This is a genomic window from Lelliottia sp. 489 (assembly GCF_050435885.1).
Classification (GTDB): Bacteria; Pseudomonadota; Gammaproteobacteria; order Enterobacterales; family Enterobacteriaceae; genus Enterobacter; species Enterobacter nimipressuralis.
The window spans coordinates 462325-487058 of record NZ_JBNDLC010000001.1; the positions used below are offsets into that span (position 1 = coordinate 462325).

21 protein-coding genes are annotated in these 24734 nt (G+C 57.3%); 14 read left to right on the forward strand and 7 right to left on the reverse strand.

What is annotated here, in order from left to right; all coding sequences use genetic code 11:
- Window position 1 precedes the first annotated feature (1 nt).
- From paaH to ABIE11_RS02410, 7 genes are all read left to right on the forward strand, one after another.
- The gene (gene paaH / locus ABIE11_RS02380; protein WP_429183844.1) at window positions 2-1429 is read left to right on the forward strand and encodes a 3-hydroxyacyl-CoA dehydrogenase PaaH; all 1428 of its coding nucleotides are present in this window, start codon (window positions 2-4) and stop codon (window positions 1427-1429) included.
- Window positions 1419-1841: a hydroxyphenylacetyl-CoA thioesterase PaaI gene (paaI, locus tag ABIE11_RS02385; RefSeq protein WP_100780232.1), complete on the forward strand. Its 423-nt coding sequence runs from the start codon at window positions 1419-1421 to the stop codon at window positions 1839-1841. The genes paaH and paaI overlap by 11 nt, the downstream gene beginning before the upstream one ends.
- Window positions 1841-3046, forward strand: coding sequence for a 3-oxoadipyl-CoA thiolase (gene pcaF, locus ABIE11_RS02390; RefSeq protein ID WP_429183846.1), 1206 nt, complete (start codon window positions 1841-1843; stop codon window positions 3044-3046). Before paaI ends, pcaF begins: the two co-directional genes overlap by 1 nt.
- A 28-nt stretch (window positions 3047-3074) precedes the next feature.
- The gene (gene paaK / locus ABIE11_RS02395; protein WP_100780884.1) at window positions 3075-4394 is read left to right on the forward strand and encodes a phenylacetate--CoA ligase PaaK; all 1320 of its coding nucleotides are present in this window, start codon (window positions 3075-3077) and stop codon (window positions 4392-4394) included.
- Between the two features lie 97 nt (window positions 4395-4491).
- Window positions 4492-5427, forward strand: a complete 936-nt coding sequence (gene paaX / locus ABIE11_RS02400; protein WP_100780230.1) for a phenylacetic acid degradation operon negative regulatory protein PaaX — start codon at window positions 4492-4494, stop codon at window positions 5425-5427.
- Window positions 5428-5437: 10 nt separating this feature from the next.
- Window positions 5438-6040, forward strand: coding sequence for a phenylacetic acid degradation protein PaaY (gene paaY / locus ABIE11_RS02405; RefSeq protein WP_100780229.1), 603 nt, complete (start codon window positions 5438-5440; stop codon window positions 6038-6040).
- A 170-nt stretch (window positions 6041-6210) separates the two neighbouring features.
- A complete protein-coding gene (locus ABIE11_RS02410; protein WP_100780228.1) occupies window positions 6211-6426 on the forward strand; it encodes a cold shock domain-containing protein in 216 nt (71 codons plus the stop codon).
- A 78-nt stretch (window positions 6427-6504) separates the two neighbouring features.
- Here ABIE11_RS02410 and ABIE11_RS02415 read toward each other — a convergent pair whose 3' ends face one another.
- Together ABIE11_RS02415 and azoR are read right to left on the reverse strand one after the other, a co-directional pair.
- The gene (locus tag ABIE11_RS02415; RefSeq protein ID WP_312153733.1) at window positions 6505-6675 is read right to left on the reverse strand and encodes a YnfU family zinc-binding protein; all 171 of its coding nucleotides are present in this window, start codon (window positions 6673-6675) and stop codon (window positions 6505-6507) included.
- A 221-nt stretch (window positions 6676-6896) separates the two neighbouring features.
- The gene (azoR, locus tag ABIE11_RS02420; protein ID WP_095281956.1) at window positions 6897-7502 is read right to left on the reverse strand and encodes an FMN-dependent NADH-azoreductase; all 606 of its coding nucleotides are present in this window, start codon (window positions 7500-7502) and stop codon (window positions 6897-6899) included.
- Window positions 7503-7704: 202 nt separating this feature from the next.
- Here azoR and hrpA point away from each other — a divergent pair, with 202 nt between their 5' ends.
- Complete coding sequence (gene hrpA, locus ABIE11_RS02425) at window positions 7705-11607, forward strand: ATP-dependent RNA helicase HrpA (RefSeq protein ID WP_429183850.1); 3903 nt, start codon at window positions 7705-7707, stop codon at window positions 11605-11607.
- A 98-nt stretch (window positions 11608-11705) separates the two neighbouring features.
- Here the strand turns inward: hrpA and ABIE11_RS02430 are convergent, their stop codons facing one another.
- The 4 genes from ABIE11_RS02430 to ABIE11_RS02445 are packed head-to-tail and all read right to left on the reverse strand — an operon-like array spanning window position 11706 to window position 16536.
- A complete protein-coding gene (locus tag ABIE11_RS02430) occupies window positions 11706-12365 on the reverse strand; it encodes an O-methyltransferase (protein WP_429183852.1) in 660 nt (219 codons plus the stop codon).
- 11 nt (window positions 12366-12376) lie between these two features.
- Window positions 12377-13759: an efflux transporter outer membrane subunit gene (locus ABIE11_RS02435; RefSeq protein WP_429183854.1), complete on the reverse strand. Its 1383-nt coding sequence runs from the start codon at window positions 13757-13759 to the stop codon at window positions 12377-12379.
- Entirely contained in the window at window positions 13756-14838 is a 1083-nt protein-coding gene (locus ABIE11_RS02440; protein WP_429183856.1) for an HlyD family secretion protein, read from the reverse strand. Before ABIE11_RS02440 ends, ABIE11_RS02435 begins: the two co-directional genes overlap by 4 nt.
- Before the next feature lie 45 nt (window positions 14839-14883).
- Entirely contained in the window at window positions 14884-16536 is a 1653-nt protein-coding gene (locus tag ABIE11_RS02445; RefSeq protein ID WP_429183858.1) for an MFS transporter, read from the reverse strand.
- Window positions 16537-16748: 212 nt separating this feature from the next.
- Here ABIE11_RS02445 and ABIE11_RS02450 point away from each other — a divergent pair, with 212 nt between their 5' ends.
- Both ABIE11_RS02450 and aldA read left to right on the forward strand, forming a co-directional pair.
- Window positions 16749-17543 carry a YdcF family protein gene (locus tag ABIE11_RS02450; RefSeq protein ID WP_429183860.1) on the forward strand — a complete coding sequence of 265 codons (795 nt, stop codon included), beginning with the start codon at window positions 16749-16751 and terminating at the stop codon, window positions 17541-17543.
- 197 nt (window positions 17544-17740) lie between these two features.
- Window positions 17741-19180 carry an aldehyde dehydrogenase gene (aldA, locus tag ABIE11_RS02455; protein ID WP_429183862.1) on the forward strand — a complete coding sequence of 480 codons (1440 nt, stop codon included), beginning with the start codon at window positions 17741-17743 and terminating at the stop codon, window positions 19178-19180.
- 37 nt (window positions 19181-19217) lie between these two features.
- On the opposite strand, the gene gap is transcribed toward aldA, so the two are convergent.
- The gene (gap, locus tag ABIE11_RS02460) at window positions 19218-20219 is read right to left on the reverse strand and encodes a type I glyceraldehyde-3-phosphate dehydrogenase (RefSeq protein ID WP_100780221.1); all 1002 of its coding nucleotides are present in this window, start codon (window positions 20217-20219) and stop codon (window positions 19218-19220) included.
- Window positions 20220-20413: 194 nt separating this feature from the next.
- Here gap and cybB point away from each other — a divergent pair, with 194 nt between their 5' ends.
- The 4 genes from cybB to ABIE11_RS02480 all read left to right on the forward strand — a co-directional run bounded on the left by cybB (window position 20414) and on the right by ABIE11_RS02480 (window position 24705).
- Window positions 20414-20944: a cytochrome b561 gene (gene cybB / locus ABIE11_RS02465; RefSeq protein ID WP_100780220.1), complete on the forward strand. Its 531-nt coding sequence runs from the start codon at window positions 20414-20416 to the stop codon at window positions 20942-20944.
- Between the two features lie 484 nt (window positions 20945-21428).
- Window positions 21429-21704, forward strand: a complete 276-nt coding sequence (locus ABIE11_RS02470) for a metal/formaldehyde-sensitive transcriptional repressor (protein WP_032610935.1) — start codon at window positions 21429-21431, stop codon at window positions 21702-21704.
- Between the two features lie 29 nt (window positions 21705-21733).
- Window positions 21734-22852, forward strand: a complete 1119-nt coding sequence (locus tag ABIE11_RS02475; protein WP_100780218.1) for an S-(hydroxymethyl)glutathione dehydrogenase/class III alcohol dehydrogenase — start codon at window positions 21734-21736, stop codon at window positions 22850-22852.
- A gap of 161 nt (window positions 22853-23013) precedes the next feature.
- Complete coding sequence (locus tag ABIE11_RS02480) at window positions 23014-24705, forward strand: methyl-accepting chemotaxis protein (protein WP_129034880.1); 1692 nt, start codon at window positions 23014-23016, stop codon at window positions 24703-24705.
- The last annotated feature ends 29 nt before the right edge of the window (window positions 24706-24734 follow it).

The window sequence follows — 24734 nt, forward strand, 5'->3', positions numbered from 1 at the left end:
GATGACGATGAGAATTCACACCGTCGCCGTGATCGGTAGCGGCACCATGGGGGCCGGGATCGCGGAAGTGGCCGCCAGCAACGGACATCAGGTACTGGTGTACGACATCGCTTCAGACGCCGTGGTTCGCGCCATCGAGGGCATCCGCACGCGGCTGGAATCCCGCGTCGCGCGCGGAAAATTGTCCTCCGAGGCCAGCGAAAAAATCGTCGCGCGTCTGCTCCCCGTTAACGATATCCAGGCGCTCGCCGCCGCCGATCTGGTGATTGAAGCGGCCTCCGAGCGCCTTGAGGTGAAAAAAGCGCTGTTCAAACAGCTGGGCGATATCTGCCCGCCGCAGACGCTGCTCACCAGTAACACCTCGTCGATTTCAATCACCGCGGTGGCTGCCGAGGTGCGCCATCCGGAACGCGTCGCCGGGCTGCATTTCTTTAACCCGGCGCCGGTGATGAAGCTGGTGGAAGTGGTGAGCGGGCTGGGGACGTCAACCGAAGTGGCGGATCTGCTGTGCGAGCTGGCGCTGAACTGGGGCAAACAGCCGGTGCGCTGCCAGTCCACGCCTGGGTTTATCGTCAACCGCGTGGCGCGCCCGTTCTACTCCGAAGCCTGGCGCGCGCTGGAAGAGAATGTCGCCCCGGCGCAGGACATCGACGCCGCGCTGCGCGAAGGCGGCGGTTTCCCGATGGGGCCGCTGGAGCTGACGGATTTGATCGGGCAGGACGTGAACTTTGCCGTGACCTGCTCGGTATTTAACGCTTTCTGGCAGGAGCGCCGTTTTCTGCCGTCGCTGGTTCAGCAGGAGCTGGTGCTTGGCGGACGTTTCGGTAAGAAAACCGGGCAGGGGGTTTACGACTGGCACAGCGAGCGGCCAGCCGCCCAGTGGCTGGAACCGGTCGGCGCGACCTTTAGCCCGACGACCATCGCTAAAAGAAGTGACGGTGTCACGGAAATCGACGAAGTGCTGCTGGTGGAAACTACCGGCGAAACCGCGCAAAGCCTCGCCCTGCGCCTTAATTCACCGGTGGTGGTGGTCGATCGAATGGACGGCGACGCCGTGGTGATTGCCGCAGCGGCCAGTAATCCGCACTCCGCCACGCAAAAAGCGATTTATCACCTGCAGCAGCAGGGAAAACGCGTTCTGCAAAGTGCGGATTATCCCGGTCTGCTGATCTGGCGCACCGTGGCGATGATCATCAACGAAGCGCTGGATGCCCTGCAGAAAGGGGTGGCCAGCGAGCAGGATATCGACACCGCCATGCGCCTCGGCGTGAACTATCCCGTCGGGCCTATTGCCTGGGGGGAACGTCTGGGCTGGCAGCGCCTGCTGATTCTGCTGGAAAACCTGCAACGCCACTACGGCGAAGAACGTTATCGCCCCTGTTCACTGCTGCGCCAGCGTGCGCTTCTGGAGAGTAGCTATGAGTCATAACGCCTGGCACAACGCCCGCGCCATGTATGAAAACGATGCCTGCGCCCAGGCGCTAGGGATCGACATTATCGAGATGGACGAGGGCTACGCGGTGCTGACCATGACCATCACGCCGCAGATGCTCAACGGCCACAAAACCTGCCACGGTGGCCAGCTGTTCTCGCTGGCGGATACGGCGTTCGCCTACGCCTGCAACAGCCAGGGGCTGGCGGCGGTGGCCTCGGCCTGCTCCATTGATTTTCTGCGCCCAGGGTTTGCCGGAGACAAGCTGACCGCCAGCGCCCGCGTGAAACATCAGGGCAAACTGACCGGCGTGTACGACATCGAAATTACTAACCAACAACAAAAAACAGTCGCCCTGTTCCGCGGTAAATCGCACCGCATTGGCGGCAGTGTGACAGGAGAAGCCTGATGCGTGATGCATTTATCTGTGATGGTGTTCGTACCCCGGTGGGGCGTTATGGCGGTGCGTTGTCCGGCGTGCGTGCAGACGATCTGGCGGCCGTCCCGCTGCGCGCGCTGCTGGCGCGTTATCCGCACCTGGATGCAGAACGTATTGACGATGTGATTTTCGGCTGCGCGAACCAGGCCGGGGAAGATAACCGCAACGTGGCGCGCATGGCCGCGTTGCTGGCGGGCTTTCCGCAGACGGTGTCGGGCACGACCATCAACCGTCTGTGCGGCTCCGGGCTGGACGCCGTGGGGTTTGCGGCGCGCGCAATTAAAGCGGGCGATGCGGATCTGCTGATCGCCGGTGGCGTTGAGTCCATGTCCCGTGCGCCGTTTGTGATGGGCAAAGCCACCACAGCCTTCCAGCGTCAGGCAGAGATGTACGACACCACCATTGGCTGGCGATTTGTGAATCCGCTCATGCATCAGCAATTCGGAACTGACAGCATGCCCGAAACGGCAGAGAATGTAGCTGAATTGTTAAATATTAGCCGCGCCGATCAGGACGCGTTTGCGCTGCGCAGCCAACAGCGTACCGCGCAGGCCCAGCAGAACGGCATTCTGGCGCAGGAGATCGTGCCGGTGAGCGTGGCGGGCAAAAAGGGCGTTATCACCGAAGTGCGGGTGGATGAACATCCCCGCGCCGACACCACCTTAGCGCAGCTTTCCGCACTCAAAACCCCGTTTCGTAAAAACGGCGTCGTGACGGCCGGGAACGCATCGGGGGTGAACGACGGTGCGGCAGCGCTGATTATTGCCAGCCGTGAGATGGCGCAGCAGCAGGGGTTAACCCCGCGTGCGCGCATCGTGGCGATGGCCAGTGCCGGCGTCGAACCGCGACTGATGGGGCTTGGCCCGGTTCCGGCCACACGCAAAGTGCTGGAGCGCGCGGGTCTGAGCATTAACGATATGGACGTGATTGAGCTGAACGAAGCGTTTGCATCGCAGGCTCTGGGCGTGTTGCGCCAGCTGGGGTTAGCGGATGATGCCGCGCACGTAAACCCGAACGGCGGCGCGATTGCCCTGGGCCATCCGCTGGGGATGAGCGGCGCACGACTGGTGCTGGCGGCCAGTAATGAATTGCATCGACGCAACGGGCGCTACGCGCTTTGTACGATGTGCATCGGTGTGGGCCAGGGCATTGCCCTGATCCTGGAGCGTGTTTGAGCAAAACTACCTGCGAGTACCCTACAAAATGACAACGACAACAACACAACTTGATGCCATTGAAACAGCCTCGGTGGACGAATTACAGGCGCTGCAAACTGAACGCCTGAAGTGGACGCTGAAGCATGCTTATAACAATGTACCCATGTACAAACGCAAATTCGACGCTGCGGGCGTGCATCCTGACGATTTCAAAGAGCTGTCCGATCTCAATAAATTTCCCTGCACGACCAAACAGGATCTGCGGGATAACTACCCGTTCGATACCTTCGCGGTGCCGATGGAGCAGGTGGTGCGCATTCACGCCTCGTCCGGCACCACCGGTAAACCGACGGTGGTGGGCTATACCCAAAACGATATCGATAACTGGGCCAATATCGTGGCCCGTTCCCTACGCGCGGCCGGTGGCACCGCGAAAGACAAAATTCACGTGGCGTATGGTTACGGTTTATTTACCGGCGGGCTGGGTGCGCATTACGGCGCTGAACGGTTAGGCGCGACGGTGATCCCGATGTCCGGCGGGCAGACGGAGAAACAGGCGCAGCTGATCCGCGATTTCCAGCCGGATATGATCATGGTCACGCCGTCCTACTGCCTGAACCTGATTGAAGAGCTGGAGCGTCAGATGGGCGGCGACGCCAGCCAATGTTCCCTGCGCGTCGGCGTGTTTGGCGCAGAGCCATGGACGATGGCGATGCGCCATGAAATTGAGCGACGTCTGGGGATTACCGCACTGGATATTTACGGCCTGTCAGAGGTGATGGGCCCGGGCGTGGCGATGGAGTGCATCGACACTGCCGACGGCCCGACCATCTGGGAGGATCACTTCTATCCGGAGATCGTCAACCCGAACGACGGCACACCTCTGGCCGACGGCGAGCAGGGCGAACTGCTGTTTACCACCCTGACCAAAGAGGCGCTGCCGGTGATCCGCTATCGCACCCGCGACCTGACGCGACTGCTGCCGGGGACGGCGCGCACCATGCGCCGCATGGATCGTATCAGCGGGCGCAGCGATGACATGCTGATTATTCGCGGGGTGAACGTCTTCCCGTCACAGCTGGAGGAGGAGATCGTCAAGTTCGAGCATCTGTCGCCGCATTACCAGCTGGAAGTGAACCGTCGCGGGCATCTTGATTCACTTTCGGTAAAAGTCGAGCTGAAAGAGAGCAGCCTGGTGCTGAGCCACGAGCAGCGCTGCCAGGTGTGTCATCAGCTGCGTCATCGCATTAAATCGATGGTCGGGATCTCCACGGACGTGACGATTGTCAACTGCGGCAGTATCCCGCGCTCCGAAGGCAAAGCCTGCCGGGTGTTTGATCTGCGCAAGGTGGCGGCTAACGGTTAACCCTCCGCCCGGCCTATAAACTATCGTAGGCCGGGCAAGCGCAGCGCTGCGCGGTATCTGTGTGCTATGATTCATCCAGGACAAAAATCACAACAGAATGAATCAGATGAGTAAACTCGATACTTTTATTCAGCACGCCGTCAGCTCTGTGCCCATCAGCGGAACGTCGCTGATTTCATCCTTATATGGCGATTCGCTCTCGCACCGTGGCGGTGAAATCTGGCTCGGGAGCCTGGCTGCGCTGCTGGAAGGGATGGGATTTGGCGAGCGCTTTGTGCGTACCGCGCTGTTTCGCCTGAATAAAGAGGGCTGGCTGGATGTCTCCCGAATTGGCAGGCGCAGTTTTTATCGTCTGAGCGACAAGGGGCTGCGGTTAACCCGTCGCGCAGAGAACAAAATTTACCGCGCTGAACTACCGGCGTGGGACGGAAAATGGCTGTTATTGCTCTCGGAAGGGCTGGATAAAAATACCCTCGCCGATGTGAAAAAACAGCTCATCTGGCAGGGGTTCGGCACGCTGGCCTCCAGCCTGATGGCCTCACCGTCGCAGAAAATGGCCGATGTGCAATCCCTGCTGCATGAAGCGGGTGTGGCCGAGAACGTGATCTGCTTTGAAGCGCACTCTCCGCTGGCGTTGTCGCGTGCGGCGCTGCGCTCTCGCGTGGAAGAGTGCTGGCAGCTCACGGAACAAAACGTGATGTACGAAACCTTTATCGACTCGTTCCGGCCTTTACTTCCTCTGCTGAAAGAGGCGAGAGCCGATGAGCTAACGCCGGAGCGCTGTTTCCAGATCCAGCTGTTGTTGATCCATTTTTATCGCCGCGTGGTGCTGAAAGATCCGCTGTTGCCGGAGGAGCTACTCCCCGCGCACTGGGCCGGGCAAACTGCCCGCCAGCTGTGCATTAACATCTACCAGCGCGTGGCACCGGGTGCCCTGGCGTTTGTCAGTGAAAAAGGGGAAACCTCGGTCGGGGAGCTGCCGGTTCCGGGGGCGCTCTATTTCCAGCGCTTTGGTGGCCTGAATATTCCATAACGGAGGAAGAATGCCTGTATATCAAATAGATGGTCTTACACCTGTCGTGCCTGATGAGAGCTACGTTCATCCTACCGCCGTGCTGATTGGCGATGTCATTTTGGGCAAAGGCGTCTATGTCGGGCCGAATGCCAGCCTGCGCGGCGACTTTGGCCGGATTGTGGTAAAAGACGGTGCAAATATTCAGGATAACTGTGTAATGCACGGCTTCCCTGAGCAAGATACGGTGGTGGAAGAGCACGGACATATCGGTCACAGCGCCATTTTGCACGGCTGCGTGATCCGTAAAAATGCGCTGGTCGGCATGAACGCGGTGGTGATGGACGGCGCGGTGATCGGCGAAAACAGCATCGTCGGCGCGGCGGCGTTTGTGAAAGCCAAAGCCGAAATGCCCGCCAACTATTTGATTATCGGCAGCCCGGCAAAAGCCATTCGTCAGCTGAGCGATCAGGAGCTCGAATGGAAAAAGCAGGGGACGCGTGAATATCAGGTGCTGGTTGAGCGCTGCAAAATGACCCTGCATCAGGTAGAACCGCTGCGGGAAGTGGAGCCGGGCAGAACGCGTCTGGTCTTTGATGAAAACCTGCGCCCAAAATCCTCGCAAACGAAATAAAATTTGTCTGTTTATGTCAGGGCAAAATTATTTTCGTCGGCCTTTTCAGGGATAACATTGATGCACGGTTAAAATAAACATTGCTTATTATGCCCTGCCGTGCATTAATGCCCAGCGTTTACGATTTAAACAAATTTGCCAGCCGAAAGGCCAGAATAAAGGAGCCTTATATGTCTGCAAAAATTATTGGTTTAGTAAAGTGGTTTAACGAAGATAAAGGCTTTGGCTTTATTTCTCCGGTAGACGGCAGCAAAGATGTTTCTGTCAATTTATCTGCGTTGCAGGGCGATAATTTCAACACACTGTTTGAAGGTCAGAAAGTGGAGTTCGTGATGGGCGCTGGCGCGAAAGGCCCGGCTGCCGCTAACGTGGTTCTGCGCGACTAACCTGTTTTGATCTCTGCGAGTCTGCAACCACGATGACGGCGAAAGCCTCAGTAGTCAGAATCGCAGAGGATCAACAAATCAGACTTTTTGGTTGGATTTGAACATTGTGCTGCAGTAAGGGCAAACGAGCAGTGACCCTTTTTGAACGCGCGTATAGCTGTGTTCAGAGTCTTTAGTGCAGTTTGGGCAAGGGCATTTAATCAGAAAGTTACGGCGGGCTTTTCCATCTTTGCGATCGGACATAGGCATTTCCTGTGTAATTGGCCTGCTACCATACACGTATCATCCTCAAATAGCTCGCATTCATTTCTGCTGTAAAAAATTAACTTCTCTTTGCATCAAAATCCTGCCGAAAATATTTCAGAATAATTCCGTATTATTATTTGCGGGCGCGTCATGGCGTGTTGGAAATAGGGTGCGGATAAAGCGAGAGGAAAAACCCTCCCACCAGGCGGTGAGAGGGGAAAATCTTATGCAGCGACCAGGCTGTCGATAGCGGATTTCGCGTCGGTCTGTGCTTTGGTTGCCACTTCCGGACCGTAAGCGATGCCTTCGGCGAAGACAAAGTTCACGTCGGTGATACCGATGAAGCCCAGGAACAGGGTCAGGTACGGTGCAACCAGGTCAGTTGGGGTATCTTTGTGGATACCGCCACGGCTGGAGAGCACGATTGCGCGTTTGCCTTTCACCAGACCTTCCGGACCGTTTTCGGTGTAACGGAAGGTTACGCCAGCACGCGCCACCAGGTCGAAGTAGTTTTTCAGCTGCGTCGGGATGTTGAAGTTGTACATCGGGGCGTTGATCACGATCACGTCGTGCGCCTGCAGCTCGGCAATCAGCTCATCAGACAGCGCCAGCGCTTCCTGCTGACGTGGGGTCAGTGGGGCATCGCTCGGACGCAGCGCGCCAACCAGCTCACCATCCAGTACCGGAATCGGGTTTGCAGCCAGATCGCGAACGGTGATTTCGTCAGCGCTATGCTGTTCACGCCACTGTTCAACGAAATAATCAGACAGCTGACCAGACTGAGAGTACCCTGCCAGAATACTGGATTTGAGAACTAATACTTTGCTCATGGGTGATTCCTTAAATTGTATTGGATTGGGGGTTTCCCCGTTGCTTGCTGACACTTTATTCACAATCCTGTCGCAGAGATAGCGCAATATATCGAATTCTATGTTCGATTTTTTTGAATAAGGCAGTCAAAGCGGCGGTGTGGTACTCTATAGCAATCATTCAAGTGAGATTTAGCCTGGCAGAGCACTGCCCCCTAACACTATGACAGAACAACTAAAATTAACCTTCCCGAAGCTGATGCAACAGCTCGATACGCTGATGCTGCGAGATAAGCAGCGCTTTGCGCGTCGCCTGCACGGCGTTAAAAAGGTTAAAAATCCTGATGCACAACAGGCCATTTACCAGGAGATGGCGAAAGAGATTGAACAGGCAGCAGGGAAAGTCGTGCTGCGCGAAGCGGCGCGACCAGCGATTGAATATCCGGAAAACCTGCCTGTCAGTCAGAAAAAACAGGAAATTCTCGAAGCCGTGCGCGATCACCAGGTGGTGATTGTCGCCGGGGAGACCGGCTCCGGCAAAACCACTCAGCTGCCAAAAATCTGTATGGAGCTGGGTCGTGGGATCAAGGGCCTGATCGGTCATACCCAGCCGCGTCGTCTGGCGGCGCGCACGGTGGCGAACCGCATCGCCGAAGAGCTGCAAACCGAGCCGGGTGGCTGCATCGGGTACAAGGTGCGCTTCAGCGATCACGTCAGTGACAACACCATGGTCAAACTGATGACCGACGGTATTCTGCTGGCTGAAATCCAGCAGGACCGGCTGCTGATGCAGTACGACACCATCATTATCGATGAAGCCCACGAGCGCAGTCTGAATATTGATTTCCTGCTCGGGTATCTGCGCGAGCTGCTGCCACGCCGCCCTGACCTGAAAATCATCATTACCTCCGCGACGATCGATCCGGAGCGCTTCTCGCGCCACTTCAACAACGCGCCAATCATTGAAGTCTCTGGCCGCACCTATCCGGTGGAAGTGCGCTATCGCCCGATCGTGGAAGAGGCGGACGACACGGATCGCGACCAGCTGCAGGCCATTTTTGATGCCGTTGACGAGCTGGGCCGCGAAAGCCCCGGCGATATTCTGATCTTTATGAGCGGTGAACGCGAAATCCGCGACACCGCCGATGCGCTGAGCAAGCGCGATCTGCGCCACACGGAGATCCTTCCGCTGTATGCCCGCTTGTCTAACAGCGAGCAGAACCGCGTGTTTCAGGCCCACAGCGGCCGCCGGATTGTGCTGGCGACCAACGTTGCCGAAACCTCACTCACCGTGCCGGGCATTAAGTATGTGATCGATCCGGGTACGGCGCGCATCAGCCGCTACAGCTATCGCACCAAGGTGCAGCGCCTGCCGATTGAGCCGGTTTCACAGGCGTCGGCGAATCAGCGTAAAGGCCGCTGCGGACGTGTGTCGGAAGGGATCTGTATTCGCCTCTACTCCGAAGACGATTTCCTGTCGCGCCCGGAATTTACCGATCCCGAAATTCTGCGAACCAACCTGGCGTCCGTTATCCTGCAAATGACCGCCCTTGGGCTTGGCGATATTGCAGCGTTCCCGTTTGTCGAAGCGCCGGATAAACGCAATATTCAGGACGGCGTGCGCCTGCTCGAAGAGCTGGGGGCAATCACCACCGACGAACAGGCGAACGCCTATAAGCTGACGCCGCTGGGCCGCCAGCTCAGCCAGCTGCCGGTGGACCCGCGTCTGGCGCGCATGGTGCTCGAAGCGCAGAAACATGGCTGCGTACGCGAGGCGATGATCATTACCTCGGCGCTGTCGATTCAGGACCCGCGCGAACGGCCAATGGACAAAAAGCAGGCGTCCGATGAAAAGCATCAGCGCTTCCACGATAAAGAGTCTGATTTCCTCGCTTTTGTGAATCTGTGGAATTATCTCGGTGAGCAGCAAAAAGCGCTGTCGTCGAACCAGTTCCGCCGCCAGTGTAAGGTCGAGTATCTGAACTACCTGCGCGTACGCGAATGGCAGGATATCTATACCCAGCTGCGGCAGGTGGTGAAAGAGCTGGGCATTCCGGTGAACAGTGAGCCTGCGGAGTACCGCGAGATTCACATGGCGCTGCTGACCGGGCTGTTGTCGCACATCGGCATGAAAGATGCCGATAAGCAGGAATATACCGGCGCGCGCAACGCCCGCTTTTCGATTTTCCCAGGTTCCGGTTTGTTCAAGAAACCGCCGAAATGGACTATCGTGGCGGAGCTGGTCGAAACCAGCCGTCTGTGGGGACGCATTGCGGCGCGTATCGATCCTGAGTGGGTCGAACCTGTCGCGCAGCACCTGCTGAAACGCTCGTACAGTGAACCGCACTGGGAGCGCGCGCAGGGCGCGGTAATGGCGACGGAAAAAGTGACCGTTTACGGCCTGCCGGTCGTGGCGGCGCGTAAGGTGAACTACAGCCTGATCGATCCGGCGCTCTCCCGCGAGCTGTTTATCCGCCATGCGCTGGTGGAAGGCGACTGGCAGACTCGCCACGCCTTCTTCCGCGAAAACCTCAAGCTGCGCGCCGAAGTGGAAGAGCTGGAGCACAAATCCCGTCGTCGCGACATCCTCGTGGACGACGAAGCGCTGTTTGAGTTCTACGACCAGCGCATCAGCCATGACGTGGTGTCTGCGCGTCACTTCGACAGCTGGTGGAAAAAGGCCAGCAAAGAGTCACCGGACCTGCTCAACTTTGAAAAGAGCATGCTGATTAAAGAGGGCGCGGAGCAGGTCAGCAAGCTCGACTATCCGAACTTCTGGCATCAGGGCAACCTCAAGCTGCGTCTGACCTACCAGTTTGAACCGGGGGCAGACGCCGACGGCGTGACGGTGCACATTCCGCTGCCGCTGTTGAATCAGGTGGATGAGAGCGGCTTTGAGTGGCAAATCCCCGGGCTGCGCCGCGAACTGGTGATTGCGCTGATCAAATCTCTACCGAAACCGGTGCGCCGTAATTTTGTTCCGGCCCCGAACTACGCGGAAGCTTTTTTAGGCCGCGTCACGCCGCTGGAATTGCCGCTGCTGGATGCGCTTGAGAAAGAGCTTAGACGCATGACAGGTGTGACCATTGACCGCGAATCCTGGCACTGGGATCAGGTACCCGATCACCTGAAAATCACCTTCCGGGTGGTGGATGATAAAAACAAAAAGCTCAACGAAGGCCGTTCGCTGACGGAGCTGAAAGAGGCGCTGAAAGGCAAAGTGCAGGAGACGCTCTCGGCGGTTGCCGATGACGGTATCGAGCAGAGCGGGCTGCATATCTGGAGTTTCGGCAATCTGCCGAATCACTACGAGCAGAAGCGCGGCAACTACAGAGTGAAGGCGTGGCCGGCGCTGGTGGATGAGCGTGACAGCGTGGCGATCAAGCTGTTTGATAATCCGCTGGAACAACAGCAGGCCATGTGGCGTGGTCTGCGCCGTCTTCTGCTGCTGAACATTCCGTCGCCGATCAAATATCTGCATGAAAAACTGCCGAACAAAGCCAAGCTTGGACTGTACTTCAACCCGTACGGCAAGGTGCTGGATCTGATCGACGACTGCATCTCCTGTGGGGTCGATAAGCTGATAGACGAGGCGGGCGGTCCGGTCTGGACGGAAGAGGGCTTTGCGGCCCTGCACGACAAAGTGCGCGCCGGGCTGAACGACACCGTGGTGACCATCGCCAAACAGGTCGAACAGATCCTGACGGCGGTGTTTAATATCAACAAACGCCTGAAAGGGCGCGTGGATATGACCATGGCGCTGGCGCTGTCGGACGTGAAAGCGCAGATGGGCGGGCTGGTGTATCGCGGATTTGTTACCGGCAACGGTTTCAAGCGCCTCGGCGACACCCTGCGTTATCTGAATGCGATTGAAAAACGCCTTGAGAAGCTGGCCGTCGATCCACATCGCGATCGTGCGCAAATGCTGAAAGTGGAGAGTGTTCAGCAGGCGTGGCAGCAGTGGTTAAACAAACTGCCGCCGGCGCGTCGTGAGGACGAAGATGTGCGGGAGATCCGCTGGATGATCGAGGAGCTGCGCGTAAGTTTCTTCGCGCAGCAGCTCGGTACGCCGTATCCGATCTCCGACAAGCGTATTTTGCAGGCGATGGAGCAGATTACGGCGTAGTTTGCAGGCCGGGTTAGGCGTCGCCGCCACCCGGCGGGTCGTAAGACGTGTGTGATTAACGCCCGGTGGCGCAATGCTAACCGGGCGCTAAACACGGTTCAGCTATTCACCATTGCCAGGGTAAATCCATCCCAACCCTTTACCCCCACGGTTTGCAGCGCGGTGGCCGTGAGGCGAGGGTTTTCCCCGATCATATCGATAAAACGCCGTACGCCCTGTACGCGCTCATCATTGCTTTGCTCATTGATCACCTCGCCGTCACGCACCACGTTATCCCCGATGATCACGGTGCCAGGGCGGGAGTAGCGCAGCGCCCACTCCAGATAGCCCGGATTATTCGGCTTATCGGCATCGATGAAGATCAGGTCAAAAGGGGGGATGTCGCTGAAACCTTCCAGCGATTGCAATCCTGGTCCCTCGATAAGCTCAATCTTCGCCTGCAACCCGGCAAGGCGGATATTCTGCCGGGCGGTTTCGGCATGAACAGGGTCGGCCTCAAGGGTGATAATTTTGCCACCAGGCTGTAACGCACGCGCCATCCAGATCGTACTGTAAGCGCCCAGAGTGCCGATCTCCAGGATGCGCTTTGCCTGCGTCATCTGGACAAATAAAGCCAGTAATTGCCCCTGATTTGCCGCGACGTCATGCTCCGGCAGACCGGCTCGTTTGTTATTATCCAGAACGCTTTGCAGCACGGTATCCTGGGGAATAAGAGAAGAAATCATATAGTTATCTACTGCAGACCACGTTTGTTGCATAGACTGACCCTTTAGTTTTTCTCAGACCACCCGCCGCCCAGCGCCTTATACAAATCAATCTGCGCCAGCAGCAGGTTATTTTTCACCTGTACCACATTCGTTTGCACCGAGAACAGCGTGCGCTGGGCGTCCAGCACGTCCAGATAGGAGGAGTAGCCGTTGCGATAACGGTTTTGCGCGATGCGCAGCGTCTCCTGGGCCACATCCTGCTGCGCCATTAACTCCGTCAGCTGCTCCTGATAGCGCGTGATCGCATCCAGACTGTCGTTCACTTCCCGGAATGCATTGCGCACGGTCTTTTCATAGCTGTACAGCGCCTGATTACGCTGGGACTGGGAGATATCCACCTGCGCGTTCAGCGCCTGGCGGTTCAGCAGCGGTGCCAGAATGCTGCCGCCGAGACTCCAGAGCTGCAGCGGATTGTCGAGCAAACCGGGCAGCGTGCGATCCTGTATCGATCCTGTGGCGGTGAGGTTGATCGACGGCAGCAGGCTGGCGCGGGAGGCGGCGAGCGTGGCATCGGCGGCGATCAGTTGGCGTTCCGCCTGCACAATGTCCGGGCGGCGATTGAGCAGCGTCGACGGCAGCTGCGACGGCAATGGCAGCGGCGTAAGCACGCTGAAACTGTTGCTGCGCGCCACTGCACCGGGATTCGCACCCAGAAGCTGGCTGAGCGCGTTTTCCTGCATGGCGATCTGATGCTGGAGCAGCGGGATCTGCGCGCGCGTCGAACGCAGCTCGGAATCCGACTGCATGAGCTCCAGGCGCGAGCTGTAGCCTGTCTCGAACTGGCGTTTGGCCAGCGCCAGCGCATCTTCCCGTGATTTCACGGTGGACTGAGTGACGCGCAACTGCTCATCAAGAGAAAGCAGGGTGACATAGCCCGAGGCCACCGACGAGGCGACCGTCAGATCCGCCGCGGCAGCCGCGGCTTTTTGCGCCTCCAGCGTTGCCTCGGCGGCATTCGCGGTGCTGCGATTGACGCCCCAGATATCCACATCGTAGCTGGCCGTGAGACTTCCCTTATACAAAGTGCTGTAGACAGGCAGGCCGGTCGCAGCCGACTGGGCACGGGCGCGGGTACCGCTTACACCCGCATCCAGGGAGGGGAACAGGCTGCTGTCGGCGGCATAGACCTGCGCCTGATACTCGTTGATCCGCTCGCGGGCGATCAGCACGTCGCTGTTATTTTGCAGCGCCTGATCCACGTAGCGATTGAGATGATTATCGTGAAAATTGCGCCACCACAGCTGCTCCGCTGGGCTGGTAGGGCCACGGTTTTCGCGCCACTCGGCGGGGATGTGCAGCGTGCTTTTGGCCGGCGCGACATCCACCGACTGACAGCCTGCCAGCCACAGCGCACCCAACATGCAGACGACGGGGCGAAGCGTCATTGTTTCGCCTCCCGCGTGTCGATGTTCACCTGAACGGACATGCCAGGGCGCAGCAGGGCGGACTCTTCGGGCTTGCCGAGCACTTCGATGCGCACCGGGATACGCTGGGCAATTTTCACAAAGTTACCCGTGGCGTTATCCGGCGTGATGGCGCTGAACTCGACGCCGGTCGCCGGAGAGATACTCTGCACGCGGCCCTGATAGCGTTTACCGTTCAGGGCGTCGACGGTAAAGGAGACGGGCTGTCCGACGCGCAGATCCGCGAGCTGCGTCTCTTTAATATTGGCGATCACCCAGTGCTGCGGCGGCACCAGGGTAGTGAGATGGGTTCCGGCGGTGACGTAGGCGCCGAGTCGCACGGCAATTTGTCCGAGCTGACCGTCGCGCGGGGCGACAATCCGCGTGTTTTGCAAATCAATTTGCGCCAGTTCCAGCGCGGCTTTCGCGCTCTCGACGTCAGCCTCCAGCGAGCCGCGATTGACGATGACCGTCTGCAGGTCCTGACGCGACATCTCAAGCGTCGCTTTGGCCTGCTCAATATCAGCGCTGCCCTGAGCAGCGCTGGCGAGCGCTGCATCGCGTTCGCGAATCGACAGGGAGCCGTCGGCGGTCAGATCTTTAACGCGCTTTAAATCCGCCTGCGTTTTCACACTCTGGGCGCGCGCGTTTATTAGCGCCGCATCGTTACGAGCAATCACCGCTTCGGCGCTTTTGCGCTGTTGCAGATTATTGTTCAGCGCTGCCATTTTCATTGCCAGCTGCGCCTGCGCCTGATGTACGCGCTGGCGATAGATGCGGTCATCAATTTGCAGCAGCAGATCGCCTTTTTTGACCTGCACGAAATCCTGCACCTTTACCTCGGTGATATAGCCGTTAACCTGCGGGCTGATAAAGGTGGTCTGCCCGCGCACATAGGCGTTATCCGTGAACTGACTGTGGCGGGTAAAGGGCGGCAGTTGCCAGGCGTAGAGGATCACCAGCACCCCGACAATCCCTATCGCCGCTGCGGTAAAAATGGAAACAATGCGCAAATTATTGCGGGTAGTGGCCTGCTCTTTGGCGGCATCCTGCTGACTCATAATCTCTCCGGAGGTAATGCGCTGTTCATTCTCGGTTTTCTTCCATTATTTGGTGCCCGTGGCGTGTTTTAGCGCCAGACGGGCGGTGATTCTCAGGCGCAGCAGGCGCCACAAAATCCACACCAGCGTGGCGGTGGCAATACCTGCGGTCAGCAGATAAGTGTCGTTATAGGCCAGAATATTGGCTTCCAGCGTCGTGACAGATTGCAGTTGCGTGACGGCCTGGGTGTTAAGCAGGGCGCTGTCGCCAATAAGGTTCTGATACATCTGGGTGTAAATCTGTAGCCGCTCGTTGACCAGCGGATTGAGCGTGGTGAGTTGATCGGCCAGTAAGTTCGAATGGTATTTCTCGCGCCAGGTCTGAAAGGTGCCGAGGATGGCGGAACCCAGCAGGCCGCCGACGTTCTGGCTCATGCCAAACAGCACCGAGAAGCTGACCAGATTGCGCGGATCGGCAATCACACCGCCAATACCCGCCAGCATCGCCGGGGCGAGGAAAAATGCGCTGCCAAAGCCGAGCAAAAACTGGCTCAGCATCAGCTGGTCCGGGCGCGTCAGATTGTTCGACTGGCTGTCCAGCAGCGACGCGACAATCATCAGCACCAGCGAGGTGACTATCGGCCAGGCCAGTCTGGTGGGTTTGATGGTCAGGCAACTGGCGACTATGCCGCAGACAATCCCGGCGAGGATCGACCAGGCCAGATGCGTCATCTGTTCATTCTGCAGGCCGACATACTGTAGCCAGCCGATCACCCCGGTGTTTTGCTCTGCCAGCACGATGCGGATGAGCAGCATAATCAATCCCAGGCGCAGAATACTGCCGCTAGAGAGCCAGCGGGTATTGAGCAGGGGGTTGCTGCGGTTATGCTCGAAAACAATGGCCGAGAGGATCAGCACCAGCGACAGAGCCAGCGACCAGCCAATCCACGGCGCTTCAAACCACCAGTCGAGCCGCCCGAGGGAGAGCACCGCGCACAGCAGCGCCATACCGGGTGCCAGCAGGAAGAAGGTGATGAAATCTTTCTTTTCGAACACTTTACGGCGGTCGCCCGGCGGGAGTTTCAGCGCAATCACGCAGCCGAGCGAAATCAGCGCCAGACCGAGTTCAAAGAAGTACAGCCCGCGCCATTCATCGAGCTGGAGTAACTCCGTCGAGAACAGTCGCGCAATGGGGATCGCCAGCGACGACCCGGTGATGCCAATGGTCAGCGCTTTCAGGCGATGTTTCGCCGGCCAGGCCTGAATCTGATAGTAAATCCCCAGTGAACTCAAGGCGGCGGCCACCATGCCGTGGGCCGCGCGCACCATCAGCGCCGAACTGAGATCGTTAACGAACAGGTGGAAAAAGGTCACCAGCACATACAGCACCAGAAACCCTTCCGTAAACGCGCGCAGCCCGTACTGCTGGCGAAACTTCACCAGCAGCAGGTTAATCGAGACGTTGGTCATCACGTAAACGGCAGGGAGCCAGGCGATCTCCGTCGACCAGACGGCGAATGTCCCCTGCAGATTTTGCAGGTTGGCGGCTACCATCGCGTTGCCAAGCGCTCCCGTCAGGCAAACCAGTAAACCGACCACGCCGTAGGCCACTCTTTTCGGTGTGCTGTGCAGCGGTGTAGAAGGGGACCCCAGCAGGGCGGGTTTTTCATGTGGCTGCCACTCGCGAGGAGCATAAGGATCGCGTTGAGGCAGGCGCATAACGTCGGTTACCTTTGGAATAGTTGAATAGTTAGTGGGCTAAGGATTCTACCTGTGGCAGAAATCATAATTCAAGTGAATATGAAATAGTTCATTAAATCAAATATGATTGCCCTCAACTGCGGTATCGTGCGGGCGGCTTTCGGAGAGATCCTCTGTTTCACAACCTTATACGCGCTACCCTGAAAGTAACCTGATGTAAGGAGGTAACGATGACGCTGACACTTTTTCCCTGCCTGCCCGAGACCACGCTGGCGGCGGTTAACACGGTGGGTAACTGGCTGGCGCAGGACGATAACCCGCGCGACCAGCCGTTTGACGCAGTGATCCTTGCCGGGAATGCGGTGATCCCGACGATAGACGCCGCCTGTCGGGTCGCGTCTGAACAGGCGATCCCATTGCTAATTAGCGGCGGTATCGGCCACTCGACGACGTTTCTGTATGCGGCGACGGCGCGCCACCCGCGCTATAACACGGTGCCGACCACCGGACGCGCCGAGGCGGCGATTCTGGCGGATATCGCACGTCAGTTCTGGCACATTCCTGACGACCGTATTCTGATTGACGACCAGTCCACCAACTGTGGTGAAAACGCACGCTTTAGCTGGAACCTGCTGAAGCAGCACGCACCCATCCCGCAACGCATTCTCGTGGTACAGGACCCGACCATGCAGCGGCGCACGATGGCGACCTTTGCCAGAGTGTGCCGCGACGAGCGCCAGTCGCCGCACTTTATCAGCCATCCTGGGATCACTCCGCATCTACAAAACAGCGAAAACGGCCTGGTGTTTAGTGGCGGCGGTGAGGGGCTTTGGCCGGTTGAGCGTTATCTGTCGCTGGTGCTGGGTGAACTCCCGCGCCTGCGGGACGACGCGAACGGCTACGGCCCGGTGGGGCGGGACTTTATCGCTCATGTCGAGATCCCGCCTGATGTGGAAGCCGCGTGGCAGATTTTGCGCCACGATACCACTCTCACCGACGCGCTGGTCAGTCGCTCTCTGCTGTAAGTGATGCCCGTTTGCGCACCCTGTGTCGCAAACGGGCATTTTATGTTGCCAGTCTGTAATGTCATTGTTTTGCTGACCCGTTTCTTTTTTGAGATATCTCACAAAAACAGCGCGATACGATAGGCAACCTGACGCCTGATTGTAATTTTTAACATTAATTTTACTTGTTAAAAACAGTGCAATTACAGGAGCAGGTCATGACAGTACCCGTACAACATCCTATGTATATCGATGGACAGTTTGTTGCCTGGCAAGGTGAAACCTGGATTGATGTAACCAATCCCGCCACCGAAGAGGTCATTTCCCGTATTCCCGATGGGCGTGCCGAAGACGCCCGCAAAGCGATAGAGGCCGCCGAACACGCGCAGGCCGGCTGGGAAGCCCTCCCGGCGATTGAACGCGCCAACTGGCTGCGCAAAATTTCCGCCGGTATTCGCGAGCGCGCCAGTGAGATCAGCGCCCTGATCGTGGCCGAAGGTGGCAAAATTCAGCAACTGGCCGACGTGGAGGTCAGTTTCACCGCCGATTACATCGACTATATGGCTGAATGGGCGCGCCGCTACGAAGGGGAAATTCTTCAGAGCGACCGTCCGGGCGAGAACATTCTGGTGTTTAAACGTGCGCTGGGCGTAACGACCGGCATTCTGCCGTGGAATTTCCCGTTCTTCCTGATTGCCCGCAAGCTGGCACCTGCGCTGCTGACGGGCAACACCATCGTCATCAAGCCGAGCGAATTCACGCCAAATAATGCGATTGCGTTTGCCAAAATCGTCGATGACATCGGACTTCCAAAAGGGGTCTTTAACCTGGTGCTTGGGCGCGGCGAAACCGTCGGGCAGGAGCTGGCGGGCAACCCGAAAGTGGCGATGGTAAGCATGACCGGCAGCGTCACCGCCGGGGAGAAAATCATGACCGCAGCGGCGAAAAACATCACCAAAGTGTGCCTGGAGCTGGGCGGCAAAGCGCCTGCTATCGTGATGGATGACGCGGATCTTGAGCTGGCGGTGAAAGCGATTGTCGATTCGCGCGTCATTAACACCGGGCAGGTCTGTAATTGCGCCGAGCGCGTGTATGTGCAAAAAGGCATTTACGACCGCTTTGTGAACCGTCTGGGTGAAGCGATGAAAGCGGTGCAGTTTGGCAATCCGGCCGAGCGGAATGATATTGCGATGGGCCCGCTGATTAACGCCGCTGCCCTTGAGCGCGTGGAACAAAAAGTGGCGCGTGCGGTACAGGAAGGGGCCAGAGTTGCACTGGGCGGCAAAGCGGTGGAAGGCAAAGGCTATTTCTATCCGCCGACGCTGCTGCTGGATGTGCGCCAGGAGATGACCATTATGCATGAAGAGACCTTTGGGCCGGTGCTGCCGGTGGTGGCGTTTGATTCTCTGGATGAGGCGCTGGCGATGGCTAACGACAGTGAGTATGGCCTCACCTCGTCCATTTACACGCAAAATCTGAATGTGGCGATGCAAGCGATCAAAGGGCTGAAGTTCGGCGAGACCTACATCAACCGCGAGAACTTTGAAGCGATGCAGGGCTTCCATGCGGGCTGGCGGAAATCGGGTATCGGCGGGGCAGACGGGAAACACGGTCTGCACGAATATCTGCAAACCCAGGTAGTGTATCTGCAGTCGTAATTTGCGATACGCGGGCAGCCTGGCTGCCCGCTGTAAATCAGAGTGCGGCGAACTTATCCAGCGTGCGCACCAGCTGGGTGACGAAGCCGTATTCGTTGTCATACCAGGCGACGGTTTTTACCAACTGCAGGTCGCCCGCCTCGGACACCTCTGTCTGAGTGGCATCAAAGATCGAGCCAAAGTGGGAACCGATCACATCGGAAGAGACGATCTCTTCGTCCGTATAGCCAAAAGAGTCGTTGCCTTCGGTCGCTTTTTTCAGCGCGGCGTGAATCTCATCGACCGTCACTTTTTTCTCCAGAATCGACACCAGTTCTGTCACCGATCCGGTTTTCACCGGTACGCGCTGGGCGTGGCCTTTGAGCTTGCCGCTGAGCGCCGGGATCACCAGCCCAATCGCTTTTGCCGCCCCGGTGGTGTGCGGAATAATGTTCTCCGCCGCCGCGCGTGAGGCGCGCAGATCTTTCCCGCGCGGCCCGTCGACCAGTGCCTGGGTGCCGGTATAGGCATGGATGGTGGTCATGGTCCCGACTTTAATCCCAAAGGCGTCGTGCAGTGCTTTCGCCATCGGCGCCAGGCAGTTGGTGGTGCAGGAGGCGACCGAGATAATGGTGTCGCTGGCGTCAATCGTGTCGTCGTTGACGTTAAAGACGATGGTTTTCATCTCGCCTGCGGGAGCGGAGATGAGCACTTTTTTCGCCCCGGCGTCCAGGTGGGCTTTGGACTTTTCTTCCGAGGTATAAAAACCGGTACATTCAACCACCAGATCGACGCCCGCCGTGGTCCATGGAATGTGTTTGGCCTCTTTTTCGGCGTAGACGGAGATCGATTTGCCATCAACAATCAGGGAATCTTCGGTGAAATCGACGCTCCAGGGGAAGGGACCGTAATTCGAGTCATGCTTTAGCAGATACGCCAGCACCTTGGGGGAGGTGAGGTCGTTAATGGCGACGACGGTGTTGCTGTCCTGAGTTTCAAGCAGACGGCGCAGGACGAGGCGTCCGATGCGACCAAAACCATTAATGCCAATTTTACTCATGGTTGACTCCTGTATGAACTGAACGATGCGACAGTTTGAAAACTCCTCCAGGCTTAGACCATGTCGGCGGGTGAGGCAATTGAAGATGATTCATGAGCAGGCGAAGTTTTTGAAAACCCATAAAGAAAAGTTAATGAATTTTTAAGGAAAGCCCGTTATGTTGACCCTTTGTTCGACCTTTTCCAGGAAATCATATGCGTAATAAATATACTGGCCTGCAAATTGGCATTCACTGGCTGGTGTTTCTTCTGGTTATCGTGGCTTACGCGGCGATGGAGCTGCGAGGATTCTTCCCCCGCAGCGCGCGTCCGGTAATTAATATGATTCATGTTTCCTGCGGGATTTCGATCCTGGTATTGATGGTGGCGCGTCTGCTGGTACGCCTGAAATTCCCGGCACCGCCTATTCAGCCTAAGCCAAAACCGATGATCACCGGGATGTCACATCTGGGGCATCTGGTGGTGTATCTGCTGTTTATTGCTTTGCCATTGATTGGCCTGGTGATGATGTACAACCGCGGTAATCCGTGGCTGGCCTTCGGCCTGGTGATGCCCCATGCGGCAGAAGCGAATTTCGATCTGGTGGACAGCCTGAAGGCGTGGCACGTCACGCTCGCGAACATTGGCTATTTCGTCATCGGCATTCACGCTTTTGCGGCGCTGCTGCATCACTATTACTGGAAGGACAACACGCTGCTGCGCATGATGCCGAAAAAGCGTTCCTGATAATCTTTCCAGGCTGTCCTAAACCCGCTCTCGTCAGCGGGTTTTTTGTATTTATTTCCGACATCAATCAATAAAAAGATCCATTCCAGTTAAGCGAATAAACATTCGTTCTTAAGGTGAGCTTTAACCCGATGATTTGCTTTAAGTCTGTTGTATTTCAGTCATGAATATATCCATGACAAACACAGGGTGAACGATTATAAATGCACTATCCACCACGGACAGGGTGTATCCAAATCTGCAGTGCTGTGTGTTTACGGGACCTGACCGATGTCGGCAGGTTCCCGGATTTTCCTCAAGGCTGCGTGAATACACTTCCTAAACGTCTCCCTCCACAACCCTTTGCTCACTCGTCGCCAACCATTGCTATCCGCGTCATAAAATTCCGTTTAGGTCTGCGTTGTTAGACAAGGCCCGTTGATCATTTGCTTGAGAGAATGAATGTAGTTACTATACCCCCCTACAGTATCAATGAGGAGGGCGTATGCCTCATTCACCCGAAGACAAAAAACGCGTTCTGACTCGCGTGCGACGCATTCGGGGGCAGGTTGATGCCCTTGAGCGTGCGCTGGAGTCCGGCGAACCCTGCCTTGCCATCCTGCAGCAAATCGCGGCGGTTCGCGGTGCGGCGAACGGTTTGATGGGCGAGATGGTCGAAATTCACCTTAAAGATGAGCTGGTGACGGGCGAAACCACCGCCGACCAGCGTGCGGTTCGCATGGCGGAAGTCGGTCATTTGCTACGCTCTTATCTAAAATAAAACACTGGCATCACATAAAGGAAAGAAATATGAAATCACGTGCAGCTGTCGCATTTGGCCCCGGCCAGCCGTTGAAGATCGTCGAAATTGACGTTGCGCCGCCGAAGAAGGGCGAAGTGCTGATCAAAATCACCCATACGGGCGTGTGCCACACCGATGCCTTTACCCTGTCGGGTGACGATCCGGAAGGCGTCTTCCCGGCGGTATTAGGCCATGAAGGCGGTGGCGTGGTAGTGGAAGTTGGTGAAGGCGTCACCAGCCTGAAGCCGGGCGATCACGTTATTCCTCTGTACACCGCCGAATGTGGCGAGTGTAAGTTCTGTAAATCCGGTAAAACCAACCTCTGTCAGGCCGTTCGCGCCACGCAGGGCAAAGGCCTGATGCCTGATGGCACCACGCGTTTCTCTTACAACGGTGAGCCGATTTATCACTACATGGGCACCAGTACCTTCAGCGAATACACCGTTTGTGCGGAGATTTCCCTGGCGAAAGTAAATCCACAGGCCCCGCTGGATAAAGTCTGCCTGCTGGGCTGCGGCGTGACCACCGGTATCGGCGCGGTACACAACACGGCGAAAGTGAAAGAGGGCGACACTGTGGCGGTGTTTGGTCTCGGCGGGATCGGTCTGGCGGTGATTCAGGGCGCGGTACAGGCGAAAGCCGGGCGCATCCTCGCAGTCGATACCAACCCGGAGAAATTCAAACTGGCCGGTGAAATGGGCGCAACGGATTTCATCAACCCGAAAGACTACGACAAACCGGTTCAGGATGTGATTGTTGAACTGACCGACGGCGGCGTGGATTTCAGCTTTGAATGTATCGGCAACGTGAATGTCATGCGCTCTGCGCTGGAATGCTGCCACAAGGGCTGGGGCGAGAGCATCATCATCGGTGTGGCAGGGGCGGGTCAGGAGATCAAAACCCGTCCATTCCAGCTGGTGACCGGGCGCGTCTGGCGCGGCTCCGCATTTGGCGGCGTAAAAGGTCGCACCCAGTTGCCGGGGATGGTCGAGGATGCGATGGCCGGGAAAATCAATCTCGACCCGTTCATTACCCACCGTCTGCCGCTTGAGCAGATCAACGAAGCCTTCGATCTGATGCACGAAGGAAAGTCGATCCGCACCGTCATACATTTCGGCAGCAACTAATTATTCTGCCAGCGGTTTTTTGCCGCTGGCCCTTCCTGCATATTCTTTTCTAAAGTGTGACCTGTCTGGCGCTTTTAGCCATAAGCAAATTTCCTGCCGTGCCGATGACTATTTTACAGGCGTGTTTTTCACGCATTTACCTATAAAGAGAGTCGACGGTCATGGACAACACAAAAACGATGCGCAGCCCGCAAACGCTGAGCTTCCTGCATCATATCCGGCTGGTTCCGCTGTTTTCCTCAATTCTCGGTGGCATCATTTTGTTATTCGCATTGAGTTCGGCTCTGGCGGGGTATTTCCTGCTGCAGGCTGACACGGATTTGCAGGATGTCACGTCTGAAATCCAGGTACGTACGGGGCTGTCGAATAGCTCGAACCATTTACGCACGGCGCGCATCAATATGATCCATGCCGGTGCGGCCAGCCGTATCGCTGAGATGGACGCGATGAAGCAAAACATCGCTGAAGCCGAGACGCGTATTAAGCAGTCGCAGGAGAGCTTCGCCGCCTATATGAATCGTGCCGTGCGCACGCCTGCGGACGAAGCGCTGGATGGTGAGCTGAAAACTCGCTTTGATGCCTATATTACCGGCCTGCAGCCGATGCTGAAATACGCCAAAAACGGCATGTTTGAAGCCATCATTAATCACGAAAATGAGTCTGCGCGCCCGCTGGACGATGGCTACAACGAAATCCTGCTGAAGGCGATTAAGATCCGTACCGATCGCGCGAATGCCCTCACAACCGACGCTCACAAGCGTACTCAGCTTGGCCTGATGTTTATGGTCGGCGCCTTTGCGCTGGCGCTGGTGCTGACCGCGATGACCTTCGTGGTACTGCGCCGCACGGTGATTCATCCGCTGCAACGCGCTGCCCGCCGCATCGAACAGATTGCGAAGGGGGATTTGACCATGGCGGACGACCTGACCGGTCGCAGCGAGATCGGGCGTTTAACCCGCGATTTGCAAACCATGCAGCACTCGCTGGTGAATACCGTCGGAACGGTTCGCCAGGGCGCAGAGCAGATTTACCGTGGCACCAGCGAGATTTCTGCCGGTAACACCGATCTCTCCTCCCGCACCGAACAACAGGCGGCGGCCATCGAACAGACCGCTGCCAGCATGGAAGAGCTGACGGCGACGGTGAAACAGAACGCCGATAATGCCCATCATGCGAGCAAACTGGCGGAAGACGCTTCCGGGAAAGCCAGCCGTGGCGGCCAGATGGTCTCTGGCGTGGTGAAAACCATGAGCAATATCTCTACCAGCTCGAAGAAAATCTCGGAAATCACGGCGGTGATCAACAGCATCGCCTTCCAGACCAACATCCTGGCTCTTAACGCTGCCGTGGAAGCGGCCCGTGCGGGTGAGCAGGGGCGCGGATTTGCCGTGGTCGCCAGCGAAGTGCGTACGCTGGCAAGCCGCAGCGCCAATGCGGCAAAAGAGATTGAAGGCCTGATTAATGAATCCGTCACGCTGATCGACCAGGGTTCCGGCGAAGTGGTTGCTGCGGGGAATACCATGAATGAAATCGTTGAAGCCGTGAAACGCGTCACCGATATCATGCTGGAGATCGCCGCAGCCTCCGACGAGCAGAGCCGGGGTATCGTGCAGGTGAGCCAGGCGATCTCTGAGATGGATAAAGTAACCCAGCAGAACGCCTCGCTGGTGGAGGAAGCTTCTGCGGCGGCGGCATCGCTGGAAGAACAGGGTGCTCGTCTGACCGAAGCCGTGGGCGCGTTCCGTCTTAACGGCACAACCGCCAGTCGCGGGAATAAAGCGGCACCAGCCACGCAGCCTGCGCCATTGCGTCAGGCGGTGGTTGACGGTGGGGATAACTGGGAAACGTTCTGAGTGGGTGACATATCGATGGGCTGCTATGT

What these genes read in the sequence shown, in the direction of transcription:
- paaH (WP_429183844.1), top strand. Translation starts at nt 2, where the DNA reads ATGACGATGAGAATTCACACCGTCGCCGTGATCGGTAGCGGCACCATG.
- paaI (WP_100780232.1), top strand. Translation starts at nt 1,419, where the DNA reads ATGAGTCATAACGCCTGGCACAACGCCCGCGCCATGTATGAAAACGAT.
- pcaF (WP_429183846.1), top strand. Translation starts at nt 1,841, where the DNA reads ATGCGTGATGCATTTATCTGTGATGGTGTTCGTACCCCGGTGGGGCGT.
- paaK (WP_100780884.1), top strand. Translation starts at nt 3,075, where the DNA reads ATGACAACGACAACAACACAACTTGATGCCATTGAAACAGCCTCGGTG.
- paaX (WP_100780230.1), top strand. Translation starts at nt 4,492, where the DNA reads ATGAATCAGATGAGTAAACTCGATACTTTTATTCAGCACGCCGTCAGC.
- paaY (WP_100780229.1), top strand. Translation starts at nt 5,438, where the DNA reads ATGCCTGTATATCAAATAGATGGTCTTACACCTGTCGTGCCTGATGAG.
- ABIE11_RS02410 (WP_100780228.1), top strand. Translation starts at nt 6,211, where the DNA reads ATGTCTGCAAAAATTATTGGTTTAGTAAAGTGGTTTAACGAAGATAAA.
- ABIE11_RS02415 (WP_312153733.1), bottom strand. Translation starts at nt 6,675, where the DNA reads ATGCCTATGTCCGATCGCAAAGATGGAAAAGCCCGCCGTAACTTTCTG.
- azoR (WP_095281956.1), bottom strand. Translation starts at nt 7,502, where the DNA reads ATGAGCAAAGTATTAGTTCTCAAATCCAGTATTCTGGCAGGGTACTCT.
- hrpA (WP_429183850.1), top strand. Translation starts at nt 7,705, where the DNA reads ATGACAGAACAACTAAAATTAACCTTCCCGAAGCTGATGCAACAGCTC.
- ABIE11_RS02430 (WP_429183852.1), bottom strand. Translation starts at nt 12,365, where the DNA reads ATGCAACAAACGTGGTCTGCAGTAGATAACTATATGATTTCTTCTCTT.
- ABIE11_RS02435 (WP_429183854.1), bottom strand. Translation starts at nt 13,759, where the DNA reads ATGACGCTTCGCCCCGTCGTCTGCATGTTGGGTGCGCTGTGGCTGGCA.
- ABIE11_RS02440 (WP_429183856.1), bottom strand. Translation starts at nt 14,838, where the DNA reads ATGAGTCAGCAGGATGCCGCCAAAGAGCAGGCCACTACCCGCAATAAT.
- ABIE11_RS02445 (WP_429183858.1), bottom strand. Translation starts at nt 16,536, where the DNA reads ATGCGCCTGCCTCAACGCGATCCTTATGCTCCTCGCGAGTGGCAGCCA.
- ABIE11_RS02450 (WP_429183860.1), top strand. Translation starts at nt 16,749, where the DNA reads ATGACGCTGACACTTTTTCCCTGCCTGCCCGAGACCACGCTGGCGGCG.
- aldA (WP_429183862.1), top strand. Translation starts at nt 17,741, where the DNA reads ATGACAGTACCCGTACAACATCCTATGTATATCGATGGACAGTTTGTT.
- gap (WP_100780221.1), bottom strand. Translation starts at nt 20,219, where the DNA reads ATGAGTAAAATTGGCATTAATGGTTTTGGTCGCATCGGACGCCTCGTC.
- cybB (WP_100780220.1), top strand. Translation starts at nt 20,414, where the DNA reads ATGCGTAATAAATATACTGGCCTGCAAATTGGCATTCACTGGCTGGTG.
- ABIE11_RS02470 (WP_032610935.1), top strand. Translation starts at nt 21,429, where the DNA reads ATGCCTCATTCACCCGAAGACAAAAAACGCGTTCTGACTCGCGTGCGA.
- ABIE11_RS02475 (WP_100780218.1), top strand. Translation starts at nt 21,734, where the DNA reads ATGAAATCACGTGCAGCTGTCGCATTTGGCCCCGGCCAGCCGTTGAAG.
- ABIE11_RS02480 (WP_129034880.1), top strand. Translation starts at nt 23,014, where the DNA reads ATGGACAACACAAAAACGATGCGCAGCCCGCAAACGCTGAGCTTCCTG.